General features: G+C 70.8%; 9 protein-coding genes and 1 tRNA gene. 3 read left to right on the top strand and 7 right to left on the bottom strand.

Annotated features, from left to right (window positions below):
- The first annotated feature begins 43 nt into the window (after nt 1-43).
- Nucleotides 44-1,015, top strand: a complete 972-nt coding sequence (locus tag HEQ75_RS09120) for a Bug family tripartite tricarboxylate transporter substrate binding protein (RefSeq protein ID WP_168029495.1) — start codon at nt 44-46, stop codon at nt 1,013-1,015.
- 216 nt (nt 1,016-1,231) lie between these two features.
- On the opposite strand, the gene HEQ75_RS09115 is transcribed toward HEQ75_RS09120, so the two are convergent.
- The 6 genes from HEQ75_RS09115 to HEQ75_RS09090 form a co-directional block, all read right to left on the bottom strand.
- Nucleotides 1,232-1,786: an NUDIX domain-containing protein gene (locus HEQ75_RS09115; protein WP_235961421.1), complete on the bottom strand. Its 555-nt coding sequence runs from the start codon at nt 1,784-1,786 to the stop codon at nt 1,232-1,234.
- Entirely contained in the window at nt 1,779-2,405 is a 627-nt protein-coding gene (locus HEQ75_RS09110) for an FMN-binding negative transcriptional regulator (RefSeq protein WP_168029491.1), read from the bottom strand. Before HEQ75_RS09110 ends, HEQ75_RS09115 begins: the two co-directional genes overlap by 8 nt.
- A gap of 158 nt (nt 2,406-2,563) precedes the next feature.
- Nucleotides 2,564-3,439 carry a DMT family transporter gene (locus HEQ75_RS09105; protein ID WP_168029489.1) on the bottom strand — a complete coding sequence of 292 codons (876 nt, stop codon included), beginning with the start codon at nt 3,437-3,439 and terminating at the stop codon, nt 2,564-2,566.
- 59 nt (nt 3,440-3,498) lie between these two features.
- A complete protein-coding gene (folD, locus tag HEQ75_RS09100) occupies nt 3,499-4,341 on the bottom strand; it encodes a bifunctional methylenetetrahydrofolate dehydrogenase/methenyltetrahydrofolate cyclohydrolase FolD (protein WP_168029488.1) in 843 nt (280 codons plus the stop codon).
- Complete coding sequence (locus HEQ75_RS09095) at nt 4,338-4,613, bottom strand: DUF167 domain-containing protein (protein WP_328733493.1); 276 nt, start codon at nt 4,611-4,613, stop codon at nt 4,338-4,340. The genes folD and HEQ75_RS09095 overlap by 4 nt, the downstream gene beginning before the upstream one ends.
- Before the next feature lie 40 nt (nt 4,614-4,653).
- Complete coding sequence (locus HEQ75_RS09090; RefSeq protein WP_168029487.1) at nt 4,654-4,965, bottom strand: YggT family protein; 312 nt, start codon at nt 4,963-4,965, stop codon at nt 4,654-4,656.
- A 155-nt stretch (nt 4,966-5,120) separates the two neighbouring features.
- Here HEQ75_RS09090 and HEQ75_RS09085 point away from each other — a divergent pair.
- Nucleotides 5,121-5,196: transfer RNA gene (locus HEQ75_RS09085), tRNA-Ala, on the top strand.
- A 13-nt stretch (nt 5,197-5,209) separates the two neighbouring features.
- On the opposite strand, the gene HEQ75_RS09080 is transcribed toward HEQ75_RS09085, so the two are convergent.
- The gene (locus HEQ75_RS09080) at nt 5,210-6,085 is read right to left on the bottom strand and encodes an SH3 domain-containing protein (protein WP_168029485.1); all 876 of its coding nucleotides are present in this window, start codon (nt 6,083-6,085) and stop codon (nt 5,210-5,212) included.
- 554 nt (nt 6,086-6,639) lie between these two features.
- Here HEQ75_RS09080 and HEQ75_RS09075 point away from each other — a divergent pair.
- The gene (locus HEQ75_RS09075; RefSeq protein ID WP_168029483.1) at nt 6,640-15,108 is read left to right on the top strand and encodes an Ig-like domain-containing protein; all 8,469 of its coding nucleotides are present in this window, start codon (nt 6,640-6,642) and stop codon (nt 15,106-15,108) included.
- Nucleotides 15,109-15,167: the final 59 nt, after the last annotated feature.

Raw genomic sequence — 15,167 nt, 5'->3', positions numbered from 1 at the left:
GCGCCATCCTTCGGCGCATAACCAATCATCGGAGGAAACACCCATGGTATCGCGACGCGGCCTGTTGGCCGCGACGGGCGCTGCTGCCCTGCCCTTGCCCGCCCTGGCGCAAGCCGGATACCCGACCCGCACCGTCGCCCTGCTGGTCGGCTTCGCCCCCGGCGGCGGCACGGACATCATCTCCCGCCTGCTGCAGCCCGCGCTGCAGGAGGATTTCGGCCAGGCCATCGCCATCGAGAATCGCGCCGGCGGGTCCGGCACCATCGCCGCGGCAGCCAATGCGCGCGGCCGGCCGGATGGCTACCAGATGCTGATGACCACCGTCAGCGCCTCCGCCGTGGTGCCGCCGACGATGAAGCCGCCGCCCTTCGACATCATCGCCGACCAGACCGCCGTGGTGCTGGCCGGCACCGTGCCGCTGGTGGCGGTGGTGCCGCTGTCCTCCCCGGCGCAGACCTTCGACCAGTTCATCGCCCATGCGAAGGCCAATCCGGGGAAGCTGAACTACTCCTCCTCCGGCGTCGCGACGCAGCAGCACCTGGCGGCCGCCGCCCTGTCCTTCGCGGCCGGGCTGGACATGACGCACATTCCGTTCCGCGGCACCGGCCAGGCGGTGAACGAGGTGCTGGCCGGGCGCATCGACATCGCCATCGACACGCTGCCCACCTACCTGCCGCACATCCGCGCCGGCCGGGTGCGGGCGCTGGCCACCACGCTGAAGCAGCGCGTGCCGACCCTGCCGGACGTGCCGACCGTGGCCGAAAGCGGCTTCCCGGATTTCGATGCCGCGGTCTGGTACATGGTGATGGGCCCGCCCGGCCTGCCGCAGGCGGTGTCGGATCGCTGGGTGCAGGCGGTGAACAAGGCGCTGTCCGACCCCGGGCTGCGCCAGCGCGTGGCCGCTGCCGGCTTCATCCCCGGCGGCGGCACCAGCGCGGAGGCCGCCGCGCTGCTGCGCCGCGATGCGGCGAAATACGCGGAGGTGATCCGCCGCGCCAACATCACCTTCGACTGAAGGCGGCGCGCGGACCAAGGGTTGGGGCACGTCAGCGCGGGCGTGCCCCGTTCACCCGACCGCGCTGACGGCAGGTCGCCATTCCGGCCGGGCTCGCCCTCCCTGCTTGGCGCATGAGATTCGAACCCGCCGCGCGAAGGCGCGCCGCGGCCCGTGCCGCGAGGCCAGGGGCCGCGGTTTGGCGGGCAGGACGGTGAAACCTTCCTGCGCCGGGCGTCAGATCAGGCCCTTGAGGCGCAGCAGGCCGAAGCTGGCCACCGTGGTGGCGTCCAGGATCTCGCCGGCGCGCAGCATCCGCTCGAACTCCGCCAGCGTCACCGCGCGCGTGACCAGGTCCTGTTCCTCCAGCTCCGGCATCGCCGCGCCCTGGGTCAGGCCGCGCGCCAGGTAGATGTCGTAGCCCTGGCGCATGGTGCCCTGGGCCAGGTTCAGGAAGCCGCCATGGATCCATTCGGCGGCGGCCAGCCCGGTTTCCTCCAGCAATTCGTGGCGCGCCGCTTCCGCCGGGTCGGTGCCTGGCGGCCCCCACATGCCCTGGACGAATTCCCAGTGCCGCTGGCCGACCGGGTAGCGGAACTGCTGCACGATCTGGATCGAACCATCCGCATGCACCGGCACCACGGTGACGAAATCCACCTTCTCCACCACGCCATAGATCCCGGTGGAGCCGTCGCGGCGGCGGATCGCATCCTCCCGCACCGTCATCCAGGCGTTGCGGTAGATCTCGCGGCTGCCGAGGGTCTCGATGTCGGGGCGGCTCGTGTCAGGCAATGTCCCTGGCTTCATCATTGGCCTCGCGCAGCGCGGCAGCGGCCTGGTGTTCGCCCCGTGCCTCCAGCGCCGCGGCGACGGCCAGGCGGTCCGCCGGTGGGCGATTCTGGCTCTGCTTGCGCTTGCCCGTCCAGTGCCGCACCGCAATCGTCACACCGACCAGCGCCTTGAACATGCCTTCCATGTACTTCGCCGGCTGGGCGTCCATGTCGAAGCCGGGCGTCGGCTCATAGGCGGCGGCCAGGGCGCGCATCTGGAGCGCGATTTCCGCCGGGTCCTCGATCAGCGTCGCATGGCCTTCCGCCTGCACCGCGTCGTAATTCCAGGTCGGCACGCTGGGATGCTGGCCATACCAGGCGGAGGAGACATAGGCGTGCGACCCGCGGAACACCGCGAGCGCCGGTGCCCCCGCGCCCTGGAAGGCGCGCCAATGCGGGTTGGCGCGGGCGAGATGGCACAGCAGCCGGGCCGGCTCACCGCCCGCCGGGCGCACCAGGTGGAAGGGCAGATGGCTGACCATCAGCGGCTCGGCGCTGACCAGCATGCCGAAATCATGCCGTTCGACATGGCTGAAGATCCAGGCCGGGTCTTCGACCCTGAAGGCGGCGGGGGTGTACATGCGGGCGATCCTGCGGGCGGACGGGCGGGCGCGCCCCTGCGGAGACGGCGGGGGCGCGGGTCGGGGGCGGCTCAGCGGCCGATGCTAGCTCGTCGTCGCGCGGTCATGCAGGAATGTTGCCCTGGCCAGGGTGCCCGCAGCCCCGCGATCTGCGGATATCAGCCCCGCGATCGGGCATGGACCAGCAGCGCCAGGCCGCCCAGCGTCAGCACGCCGCCCATGATGTCGCTGACGAACAGCCGCTCCCCCAGCAGCGCCCAGCCGAACACCGCGGCCAGCGGCGGGGCCAGCAATTGCAGGGCGGAGGCGGTGGAAGCCGGCACCCGGCGCATCATGGCGAAGTTCAGCGCATAGGCGCCGATGCCCACCACCAGCATGGACCAGACCAGCGCCGTCAGTGTCGGCCAGCTCACCGCGCCCGGCGGCGGGCCTTCCAGCGCCACGGCCAGCGCCAGGCACAGCAGGGCGGAGACGGCGGTCTGGCCCAGGCTGGCCATCCAGATATCCACCCGCCCCTTGGCCGGCGCATAGACCAGCAGCCCGACGGCCTGGCTGATCGCCGCGCCGATGGCAAAGACGAAGCCCAGCGCCTCCGCCGCCGCCAAGCCATCCACCGCGCGCAAAAAGCCCAGCAGCGCCACGCCGGACCAGCCGATGGCCAGCCCGACCCAGGCCAGGCGCGGCAGCGGCCGGCGCAGGAACAGGCTTTCGCCGGCGGCGACCATCAGCGGCGTGGTGGCGCAGATCAGCGCCACCAGCCCGGTGGGGATGCGTGCCATGGCCAGCCAGGCGAAGGCCAGATACCCGCCCATGCCGCACAGGCCCAGCACCGCAACGCGGCCGATATCCCCCGGCCGCGGCAGCCGTGCCCGCAGCGCCAGCGCGATGGCCAGCAGGAAGGGCACCGTGAGGGCGAAGCGGATGCCGAGCGACCACAGCGGGGGCCATTCCTTCACCACCACCCCCGCCACCGTGAAGGCGGAGGCCCAGATGGCGACGAAGGTGCCGGCGATCAGCAGCGCGCTGCCCTGCATGGAACGGAATGCCCTTGGTGGTCGGCTTCCCTACCGCGCGCGGCGGCCGGCTTGCACCCTCAGCCGCGGCGGGCCAGGGCCGCGTCCAGCGTGTTCTCCAGCAGGCAGGCGATGGTCATCGGCCCGACGCCACCCGGCACCGGGGTGATGGCCCCGCAATGCGCCGCGACCTCGGCGTAGGCGACGTCGCCCATCAGCCGGCCATCGGCCAGGCGGTTGATGCCGACATCGATGACGGTGGCGCCTTCCGCCACCCAGTCGCCGCGCACCATCTCCGCCCGCCCGACCGCGGCGACCAGGATCTCCGCCCGGCGGCATTCCGCCGGCAGGTCCCGGGTGCGGGAATGCACCACCGTCACGGTGCAGTCGGCCGCCAGCAGCAGCTGCGCCATGGGCCGGCCGACGATGTTGCTGCGCCCCAGCACCACCGCCCGCGCCCCCGGCAGGGCCGCCCCGGCGGCGCGCAGCAGGTGCATCACCCCCTTCGGCGTGCAGGGCACCAGCCCCGGCTGGCCGCTGGCCAGCCGCCCGGCGTTCAGCGGGTGGAAGCCGTCCACATCCTTCTCCGGCGCCACGGCGGCGATCACGCGGTCGGCGCGGATCTGCGGCGGCAGGGGCAGTTGCACCAGGATGCCGTCCACCGCCGGGTCGGCGTTCAGCCGCGCCACCTCGGCCAGCAGCGCATCTTCCGTCGTGCTGGCGGGCAGGGCGATGGTGGCGCTGTCGAAGCCCACCTCCTTCGCCGCGCGGTCCTTGTTGCGGACATAGACGCCGGAGGCCGGGTCCTCGCCCACCCGCACCACGCGCAGGCCCGGGCGGAAGCCGAGCGCCGCGGTGCGGGCGGCGATGTGCTGGCGCAGCGTGGCCGCAACCGCCTTGCCGTCGATGATCTGGGCCGTCATGCGAGGAGCTTTTCCAGTTGCGGCAGCAGGGCCGCCGGGTCGCCATGGATGCGCAGGGTTTTCTGCCGGGCGCCGGCGCCATGCAAGACCGCCACGGCCGATCCGGCCAGCCCCAGCGCCTTGGCCACGGCCTGGCAGACGGCGCGGTTGGCGCGGCCATCCTCCGGCGGGTCGGAGACCGCGACCTTCAGCGCGCCATCCGGCGCCAGGCCACCCACCGCCGGCCGCCGCGCCCGCGGCTGCACCTTCACCGCCAGGTCCAGGCCATCCACCCGCAGCCGCCAGGGCCGTGGCGCCGCCGGACCGGCAGGCTCAGAAATACAGGCCGCCGCGCAGCAGGTAGCCCTGGATCGCGGTCAGCGCGATGTTCGCCGCGGTGATCAGCAGCAGCACGATCAGCGGCGACAGATCGACGCCGCCCAGATTGGGCAGGAAGCCGCGCACCCGGCGCAGCGCCGGCTCCGTCACCCGGTACAGGAAATCGGCGATGGTCCAGACGATGCGGTTGCGGCCGTCCAGCACGTTGAAGGACAGCAGGGTCTGCATGATGGCGGCAAGCAGCACGGCCCACCAGAACAGGTCCAGGCCGGCTCGCAGCAGGAAGAACACGGCATCGAGCAGCATCAGCGACCCCTGGGCGTTGCCGGCGAAACCTAGTGGCGCAGCGCCCGTGGAACAAGGCTTTGCCGGCCCCGCAGAACTTCGCGGAGCCTGCCTTGACACCCGCCCCGCCCGCTTTCATAACCCGCGCCCTGCGGTGGTCCCACGCATGGCCGTGTGGGGGTGTAGCTCAGTTGGTAGAGCGCGTCGTTCGCAATGACGAGGTCAGCGGTTCGATCCCGCTCACCTCCACCACCGTCCCCCGATCTCAACTCGCCGGCTCGAATCCCTGAAGGCCGGAGCGGCTGGCCAGCTCCACGCTCTGCGCGAAGGCATCGCGCCGCGCGATATTGGTGGCCGCCAGGCTGCGCAGCCGCGCCACCCCGTCCGCCTCCGGCTCCGGCAGGGCAGGCTGCAGGGTGAAGGCGGTGCCAGGCGCATAGCCGCGGCGGTCCGGACCGCCATCGGCCTGGACGAAGCCACCGGCCGCCTCACGGAGGCGGACCTGGCTGCCGGCCTCCAGCCGCGCCACGACCGGCGCATCGCCTTCCGGCCGCGCCCGCAGCACGATGCTGGCGGAGGCGACGGCGCGCGGCCGGCCGGGATCCTCGGCCCGCCCGGCGGCGACCGCGGCCCGGGTGCCGGGGGCCGCGGCCTCCACCGCCTGCTCGATCCGCGCCGCCCGCGCGGCGATCCGCTGGCGGCTCTGCTCCGCACGCCGGACATCCTGCCGCAGCCGGCCATCGGCCGCCTGCAGGCGGCGCGGCAGCTCGGCCGGCGGGAGACCACCCGAGGCGGCCTCGGCGCGGATCACCCGCACCTCGGTCCAGCGGCAGTACAGCAGGGCGTCGAAGGCGATCTGCAACCGCTCCAGCGCCGCATTCTCCCGCGCCAACTCGGCGGCCAGCTCGGCGGCGGAGGGTGGACCGCTGCGGCGGGGCGGGCTGCCGAACAGGTCGGCGGCATTGACGAACACCACCACCTGCGGCCCGCAACTGTCCTGCGGGTCGGCCACGGCCTGCGCCGCCGGTGGCGGCGGCGCAACGGGAAGGCTCGCGCAGCCGGGCAGCAGCGCGGCCAGGATTCCGGCACCCAGGACCGCACCCCGCGGCGCCAGGGCGCGCCCATTGACCAAGTGTCGCACCGGCACCTCCCACTGCGCCGCTGACGACGCGGCTGGACCAGACTTGCTGGCACCCGCCGCGGCCGTCAACCAGCCGGTTGCCCGTCGGCAGGCGGGCGGACATGGCGCGTCACGGGCCGGGAAGCGCACCCCGATGCTCGCGTCCTTCGCGAAACAGAGGCAGCACAACACAATTGGTGATTGTCTCGCTTTTCTGCATCACCGCGTCGGCGGGTGCGACAGCACGGCCGCACAATCATGTCAGAAAAAAAATAAACTTCTGCTTCACAAGTCTTTGCGACCCCGCGACGGCGTCCGCCAACCCCCTGCGGGAAAACGATTCGTTGTCGTCACCATCAGGGTTGCTATCAACCCCAGGTTGGTCGACAAGTCGATACAATCGCCGCAAGAGTGAGAAACAATATTTTTATCCGCAAGAATATTACTCAGCATGCTTGTTTCCATAAGGTTAACGAAAGAATCGATTTTGACTCTTCGAAATGGACTCCCTCCAATGCTCGGTGACGTCGCTCGACCGCAGGGTTGAAGTGCGTTCCAAAATTGAGGGCTGTGCCATGACCACGCTTCCCTTTGATGAAAACGACAACTTCGCATCGCTCACAAACGGCGCCGACTCCGTCGAGGCAGGGGGCGGCAGTGACTTCGTCCGCGCCCTCGGCGGCAACGACCATGTGGACGGCGAGGAGGGCAACGACATCCTCCAGGGCGGCACCGGCAACGACACACTGCTCGGCGACGCCGGGGCGGACGTGCTGACCGGCGGCACCGGCCATGACAGCCTCGCGGGTGGCAGCGACATCGACATCGCGACCTACGACCTGGCCAGCCTCGACCCCTCCAACTTCAGCAGCGATGGCACGCGCTGGGTGGTGACGACGAGCAGCGAGGGCATCGACACGCTGGATGGCGTGGAGATCGTGGCCGGCGCCGCGGGCAACCAGTTCCTCCTGGTCGGCGATGGCGGCTTCGCCAGCCTGCAGGCGGCGGTGGACGCGGCCGTGGACGGCGACACCATCCTCGTCGCCGCCGGCACGCTCGCCGGCGACGCCACCATCACCGGCAAGAGCCTGACGCTGCGCGGCTTCGGCGCCGAGGCCACCACCATCGCCGGGCAGATCACCGTCGACGGCGACATGAACGGCAAGTCGCTGACCATCAGCGACCTCGCCATCGATGCCACCGGGGAGACCTACGGCCTCAGCCTGCGCAGCCTCGGCGGCAGCGTCACCCTGGCCGATGCCCGCATCGCCAATGCCGCGACCAACGGCCTGTTCTATGCCCATCCGAGCAATGGCAGCCAGCCGACCACCAAGACCGATCTGCTCGAGGCGCTGACCGTCACCGGCACGACCTTCGAGGACAATGGCCACTACAATGACGTGGTCGGCGGCCCGGGCGGCCGCGGCCACATGAACCTGTTCGGCTTCAACGGCGAACTGACGCTGACCGACAACGCCTTCGTCTCCACCGGGCCGGCCTTCGTCGGCCCGACGCAGCCGGCCGGCGCGATCTACAAGGCAATCTCCGTCACCGGCGCCGGTCGCCCGGTGGGCGGCACCGCCCAGGCGCTGCTCGGCACCGACCCGAGCGAGCAGGTGCAGAGCCAGATCTCGCCGCTCACCGCCACGGTCACCGGCAACAGCTTCAGCGGCGACTACACCCAGGATCTGGTGTCCTTCTACCACTTCACCTCGATCGACCTCGACGCCAGCGGCAACACCACCACGGACCTCACGGCGCCCTGGGGCCTGCTGAACATGGACCCGGTGGGCGGCACCATCGACGCCTCCGGCTTCTTCTCCGCACTCGGCGACACCGACGTGGTGGTCTCCACCCTGCAGGGGCTGGCGACGGATGACAGCATCACCGGCACGGCCTTCAGCGACCTGATCGATGGTCGCGGCGGCGTCGACCTGATCGATGCCGGCGCCGGCGACGACGTGATCCGCATCTCACGCGCCGATGCACATGGCGCCGAGGAGACGATCCTGGGCGGCGCGGGGGAGGACGTGATCGTCTTCAATCCGGCCGAGGCCGAGGAGCTGGTGCTGAGCGCCCATGTCACGGGCGTGGAGGTGGTCGCGATCACCGGCCCGCACCCCACCTATGCCACCAACGGCACCGTCTCCGCCCACATCGACGCCACCGCCGTGGCCGACCTGCGGGAACTGCGCGGCAATGACGGCAACAACCTGCTGGCCGCCGGCGCCGGTGCCCAGGAACTGCACGGCAATGGCGGCGACGACGCGCTGGATGGCGGCGCGGGCGATGACCTGCTGCTGGGCGGCGCCGGCAACGACAACCTGCACGACAGCGACGGTGCGGACACGCTGGATGGCGGCGAGGGCAACGGCGACTCGATCGGCTTCGCCGGCAAGTTCGCCGAATACAGCTTCAGCGTCGTGGACGGCCTGCTGCGCGTCTCCCGCAATGGGGAGACCGACACGATCCGGCGCGTGGAGCTGCTGGAGTTCGAGGATTGCGCCGTGCGCCTGGCGGATGCCGGGGGCGAGTCGAGCGACCTGACGACGATCCAGGCCGCGATCGACGCCGCCCTGCCCGGCGAAGTCGTGCTGGTGATGGACGGCACCTATGCCGAGAATGTCACGATCAACAAGAACGGCCTGACGATCCTCTCGGTCAGCGGGGCCGAGACGACCACCATTGCCGGCAACCCGTCCGGCGCGCAGCTCGGCACGGTGCAGTTCACCGCCGGCGTGTCCGGCGTGCAGCTCGGCGCCACCGGCCAGGGCTTCCGCATCGAAGGCCTGAACGGCAACGGTGCGATCGAGAAGGCTGCCGTCTACATGCAGGGCGCGCAGAGCGGCCACACCATCCAGGGCAACCTGGTGGTGGCGCAGGGCGATGCCGGCCTGATGTCCGAATTCGGCTCCGCCATCACCGAAATCACCATCGACGGCAACGAGTTCGCCGGCCAGACCTATGTGGGTGAGGAGCCGACCCAGGCGGCGGACTACGCCACCCAGTTCAATGTCGGCAACAACCTGCCGCGCCAGCTGGTCGTGCTGGGCAATGGCGGCGGCGCCGGCGCCTCCTCCTCCTACGGGGTCGTGTTCACCAACAACCTGGTCAGTGGCAGCGCCGGGGCGAATGCCTTCGGCAACCAGCTGGTGACGATCGACGTCAGCGACGCCACCGTCAGCGCCAACACCTTCACCGGCACCACGGCGGGCGGTGCCTACGCGCTGCGCATGCGGCGCGACGGCGCGACCGTGACCGACAACGTGCTGGACGGCATCAACGGCGGCAGATCCGCCGGCATGTTCTTCCAGAACCAGACGGACTCGACCTTCAGCGGCAACCGCGTGGAGGGCGGCGACGGCAGCGAGGCCATTGTCGGCATGACGCCGGGCGCCGATTCCCTGACCGGCAGCGGCGGCGACGACGTGCTGGCGGCCTCGGGTGGCGACGACACCCTCGATGGCGGCGCGGGCGGCGACAGCCTTTCGGGCGGCACGGGCAATGACCTGCTGCTGGGTGGCGAGGACAATGACGGCGTCGATACGCTGCTCGGCGGCGAGGGCGACGACACGCTGGACGCCGGCACCGGCCCGGCGGAACTGCATGGCGACGCGGGCGCGGACAGCCTGGCCGGCGGCAGCGACGGCGACACGCTGCTGGGCGGCGCCGACGCCGACGTCCTGCTGGGTGGGGCGGGCGACGACACGCTGGATGGCGGCAGCGAGGCGGACACGCTGACCGGCGGCGCCGGCAACGACCTGATCGAAGGCGGCGACGGCACCGACCTGGCGCGCTACGGGGCCGAATTGGTGGCGGGCGACATCGTCAGCGACGGCACCGCCTGGGTGGTGGCCGACGGCGAGGGCGGATCGGACAGCCTGACCGGCGTGGAGCTGGTGACAGGCACCGGCGAGGCCCGTTTCCTGCTGGTCGGCCATGACGGCTTCGCGACCATCGGCGAGGCCCTGACCGCGGCATCGGCCGGCGACACGATCCTGATCGCGGCGGGCACCTATGCCGAGCAGCTGAACATCACCAAGGCGGTGACGCTGCTGGGCACGAATTCCGGCGTCGCGGGCGACGGCGAGCGCCATGCGGAGGTCATCATCACCGGCACCAGCCAGGTGACCGCCGCAAGCGGCGAGGTGGTGATTTCCGGCGTCGAGTTCCGCTACACCGGTGGCGCCGATACCCTGGCGGCGGCCAACAATGGCGGCGCCATGCTGCGCCTGACCGGCGGCGCCACCGTGCTGGTGGAGGACAGCCGCTTCATCGCCAGCAACCCGCAGGGCAATGCCGATGCCGGCGGCGGTGGCCGCGCCGTGCTGCTGCCGACCAACTTCCAGGGCGCCGTGACCTTCGACGGCAACTTCTTCGGCGGCCCTGCGGAAAGCGGCTTCAGCGGGGCGAACTGGCAGCGCGGCATCTGGTCCGATGGCAGCGCCAGCAGCCTGGTGATCACCAACAACACCTTCGACTATGTGCGCACCGCGCTGAACCTCGACAGCTATGACGACGCGCCGGTCACCAGCGTCTCCGGCAACCTCTTCAGCAACAGCGGCAGCGGCATCTCCGTCGGCTTCAACGGCGATGCGTCGCCGGTCGGCATCAGCGGCAACAGCTTCCTCAACGTCGACACCGACTTCAACCTGCGCAACTTCACCGTGCCGGTGACCTTCGACGTCGCCGACAACGTGGCGCTCGAAGGGACGACGGAGACCCTGATCCAGGTCCTCGGCGGCAGCGCCGGCGACAGCCTGGTGGGCAGCGACGGGGTGGAGCTTCTGGTCGGCAATGCCGGCGCCGACACGCTGGCCGGCGGCGGCGGTGACGACCTGCTGTTCGGCGGTGCCGATGCCGACCTGCTGCAGGGCGGCGCGGACAACGATACCGCCATCTACACCGGTGCGACGACGCTGATCCGCAACTTCGACGGCAGCATCTCCGCGCTCAATGGCGGCAGCCTGGACCTGCTGCAGGATGTCGAATTCGCGGTGGTGGACAGCGGCACGCCGATCGACCTCTCGACCCTGCCGGCGGCCGTGGTCAGCGTCGCCCTCACCACCGACAGCGGCACGCCGGAGGACGGGCGCAGCAAAGTCGCGGTGGTCGGCGGCACCGGTCGCGCCCTGACCAACATCGAGGTCTTCTGGGCCGTCGAGGGCCTGGGCGGCGACAGTGTGGTGGTCGAGACCGATGAGGACGGTCTGTGGTCGGTCGACCTGGCGGAGGTCTTCGACCTGCCGAACGGCACCGTCCAGGTCACGGTGACGCAGACCGACGCGGTGGGCGGGGAGGCGACGGACGAGACCAGCTTCGTCTTCGACACCGCCACCCCGGCCCCGACGCTGGTGCTGGACAGCGACACCGGTGCCGATGATGCCGACGGGCTGACCAATGTGGCGCAGCCCACCTTCTCCGGCACCGCGGAGGCGCTGGCCGCGATCAGCATCCTGGTGGATGACGAGGAGATCGGCACCACCGCCGCCGATGCGGAAGGCAATTGGAGCTACACGGCCGAGGCGCCGCTGGCCGAGGGCAGCCAGAGCGTGACGGCGGTGGCGACCGACCTGGCCGGCAACAAGGCCGGCTCCGCGCCTTTCGCGCTGGAGATCGACCTGACCGCGCCCACCCAGCCGACGCTCGACCTGGCGGCGGGGTCGGACAGCGCGCAGGACGACGACGAGATCACCAGCGATGCGACGCCGCTGTTCACCGGCACCGCGGACACCGGCACCGTCGTGCGGGTCTATGCCGATGACGAGCTGGTCGGCACGGCGGAGGTCACGGACGGCACCTGGTCGGTGACCGCGACCACGCTGGAGGATGGCAGCCACGACATCACCGTGGAATCCGAGGATGCCGCGGGCAACGTCAGCACCTCCGCCCCCCTGGCAGTGATCATCGACACGACGAATCCGGTGACCCCGACCCTCGACCTGGTCGCGGCTTCCGACAGCGGCATCGCCGATGACGACGACCTGACCAATGACGCAACCCCGACCTTCCTGGTGACCGGCGAGGCCGGCACCAAGGTGAGCCTCGAGGCCGGGGAGACGCTGCTGGCCAGCGGCACCATTGGCGAGGATGGCACGGTGGAACTGACGGTCGACGAGCTGGCGGAAGGCACCACCAGCATCATCGCCATCACCACCGACACGGCGGGCAACAAGGCGGTCTCGACCGCCTTCGAGGTCACCGTCGATCTCGGCACGGAGACGCCGACCATCGTGCTGGAGCCGGTCTCCGACACCGGCGCCTCCGAATCGGACGGCATCACCGGCGAGGTGCAGCCGAGCCTGTTCGGCACCGCGGAAGCCCTGGCCAGCGTCGAGATCCTGCGCGACGGCGAGGTGGTGGACACCGTCGATGCGGATGCCAATGGCGACTGGAGCTGGACCAGCACCGCGCTGGCGGACGGCATCTACGACTTCGCCGCCCGCGGCACGGACGCGGCCGGCAACACGGCGACCTCCGAGACCCTGGCCATCGAGATCGACAGCACCCCGCCCGCCGATCCGGTGATCGCGGCGGTGCAGCTGCAGGAGACCGATGGCAGCCAGCTTCTGGTGTCCGGCACCGGCGAAGATGGCAGCACCGTCTCGGTCGAGGCCGGCGGCACGCTGCTCGGCGCTGCGGAGGTGGTGGGCGGCGTCTGGAGCCTGGCGACCGATGCGGCGCTGCCGGAGGGCGCCACGGTGCTCACCGCCTTCGCCACCGACGTCGCGGGCAATGTCAGCGAGGCGGGGCCGAGTTCCTCGGCCTTCGAACTGACCGTTGCGGTGGGCGGCGCCGCGCTGGCGGGCGGCGATGCCGCCGACAGCCTGGTGGGCGCGGCGGGCAACGACCTGATCGAGGGCGGCGCCGGCGACGACACGCTGCTCGGCATGGCGGGCAACGACACGCTGGTCGGCGGCGAGGGCAACGACTCGCTTTCGGGTGGCGAAGGCGCGGACCTGGTCGACTACAGCGATGAGTCGGGCGTGCTCGTCGACCTCGTGGCCGGAACCCAGGCGCTGCTCCTGGCGCCGGGCACGGTGGTGGATGTACTGGATGGGATCGAGAACGTCCTCGGTACCGCTGGAGGCGACCGGATCTACGGCGACGGCGCCGCCAACCTGCTGGTCGGCGGCGACGGCGACGACGTGCTGGATGGCGGCGCGGACAACGACATGCTGGTCGGCGGCGCCGGCAGCGACGAGTTGGCCGGCGGCACCGGCTTCGACGTGGCCAGCTATGCCGGCAGCGCCGCGGTCGCGGTCTCCCTGGCGGCCGGCACGGCTACGGGCGGCGACGCGGAGGGCGACCTGCTGTTCGACTTCGAGGGTCTGGCGGGTGGCAATGGCAGCGACACGCTGACCGGCGACACCGGGGCCAACCTGCTGTCCGGCAATGGCGGCAACGACCTGCTGATCGGCGGCGCAGGGGCGGACACGATGGAGGGCGGCGAGGGCTTCGACACCGTCTCCTATGCCGGCTCGCCGAGCGTCACCGTGAACCTTGCCACCGGCATCGGTGCCGGTGGCCACGCGGCAGGCGACATCCTGACCGATGTCGAAGCCGCGATCGGCGGCAGCGGGTCCGACATCCTGGTCGGCTCCGACCTGGCCAACCGGCTGGATGGTGACGCAGGCAACGACGTCCTGACCGGCGCGGCCGGCAACGACACGCTGATCGGCGGGTTGGGCAATGACGCGCTGAACGGCGGCGCCGACGAGGATCTGCTTCTCGGCGGCCTCGGCCGGGATACCCTGACCGGCGGCGCCGGCGCCGATCGCTTCGGCTGGACCGCCGGGGCCGAGAGCGGAACCACCAGCACGGATCGAGACCTCGTCACTGACTTCGCGGCGGGGGATCTGCTGGATCTCTCCGGGCTCGACGGCAACACGGCACTGGAGGGCATCCAGGGCTTCGCCTTCCTTGGGCAGGTTTCGGCCGCCCAGGCATCGACCCTGGAAGCCGGCCAGGTCAGCTTCCACCAGTTCGGTGGCAGCACCTTCGTCAACATCGGCCTGGACGGCGATACGACGCGCGACATGACCATCGAGTTGAGCGGGCTGCACACGCTCACCTCCGACGACTTCGCGGGCGTCCCGGGTGCCCTGCTGGTCGGCACCTCGGCCGCCGACACCCTCGTCGGCGCAGGCGGCGCCGACACCGTGACCGGCCTCGGTGGGAATGATTCGCTGGCCGGTGGTGACGGGAATGACGCTCTGGCGGGCGGCCAGGGGCGCGACACGCTGGTAGGCGGCGAAGGGGTCGATCGCATCGTCTATACCGAAGCGAGCGACAGCACGACGGCGCTGCGAGACGTCATCACGGATTTCCAGGCCGGCGATTTGATCGACCTGTCCGGACTGGATGGCGATACCGGCACCAATGGGCTGCAGACCTTCGCCCTGCTTGGGCAGGTTTCGCCGGGCGCGGGCTCCAGCGTCGGCGCAGGCCAACTGAGCTACCACTACTATCTCGGCAGCACCTACATCAACATCGGGTTGAATGGCGACAACCTCCGCGACATGTCGATCGAGTTGGTCGGCCTGTTCGATCTCGACGCCGATGACTTTGCCGGGGTTACCGGCAAGCTGCTGACCGGCGGCAACGGGGCAGACATCCTAATGGGCGGTGCCGGCGACGACACGCTGTCGGGCCAGGCCGGGAACGACTCGCTCACTGGTGGCGATGGTGCCGACCGGCTCACAGGTGGCGCGGGCCGCGATACCCTCGCCGGCGGCGAGGACGGCGACAGCTTCGTCTACACGGCCGCGTCCGACAGCACGACGACCCTGCGTGACGTCATTGCCGACTTCGCCAGCGGCGACAGGATCGACCTTTCGGGCCTCGCGCCGCTGGCTGATTTCACCTTTCTCGGCCTGGTCACGGGAGGCCAGGGCAGCACCGTGGGGGCCGGGCAGGTCAGCTACCACCAGTATCAGGGCAGCACCTACATCAACATCGGTCTCGATGCGGACAATGTGCGTGACATGTCGATCGAGCTGACCGGGCTGAAGACGCTGCAGGCCAGCGACTTCATCTTCTGACCACGGCTTCGCGCCGGCCCCCGCGGGGGCCGGCGCGAGCCAGACCGGGTCGGGCCGCC

The sequence above is a fragment of the Falsiroseomonas selenitidurans genome (assembly GCF_012103215.1).
In the GTDB taxonomy this organism is placed as follows: Bacteria; Pseudomonadota; Alphaproteobacteria; order Acetobacterales; family Acetobacteraceae; genus Falsiroseomonas; species Falsiroseomonas selenitidurans.
The sequence above is the reverse complement of the archived record's forward strand: the minus strand, read 5'-3'. Positions and strand labels throughout refer to the sequence as shown.

Excerpts from the sequence above, each read along its gene's own strand:
- folD (WP_168029488.1), bottom strand. The coding sequence starts at position 4,341 with ATGACGGCCCAGATCATCGACGGCAAGGCGGTTGCGGCCACGCTGCGC.
- HEQ75_RS09090 (WP_168029487.1), bottom strand. The coding sequence starts at position 4,965 with ATGCTGCTCGATGCCGTGTTCTTCCTGCTGCGAGCCGGCCTGGACCTG.
- HEQ75_RS09120 (WP_168029495.1), top strand. The coding sequence starts at position 44 with ATGGTATCGCGACGCGGCCTGTTGGCCGCGACGGGCGCTGCTGCCCTG.
- HEQ75_RS09105 (WP_168029489.1), bottom strand. The coding sequence starts at position 3,439 with ATGCAGGGCAGCGCGCTGCTGATCGCCGGCACCTTCGTCGCCATCTGG.
- HEQ75_RS09075 (WP_168029483.1), top strand. The coding sequence starts at position 6,640 with ATGACCACGCTTCCCTTTGATGAAAACGACAACTTCGCATCGCTCACA.
- HEQ75_RS09110 (WP_168029491.1), bottom strand. The coding sequence starts at position 2,405 with ATGTACACCCCCGCCGCCTTCAGGGTCGAAGACCCGGCCTGGATCTTC.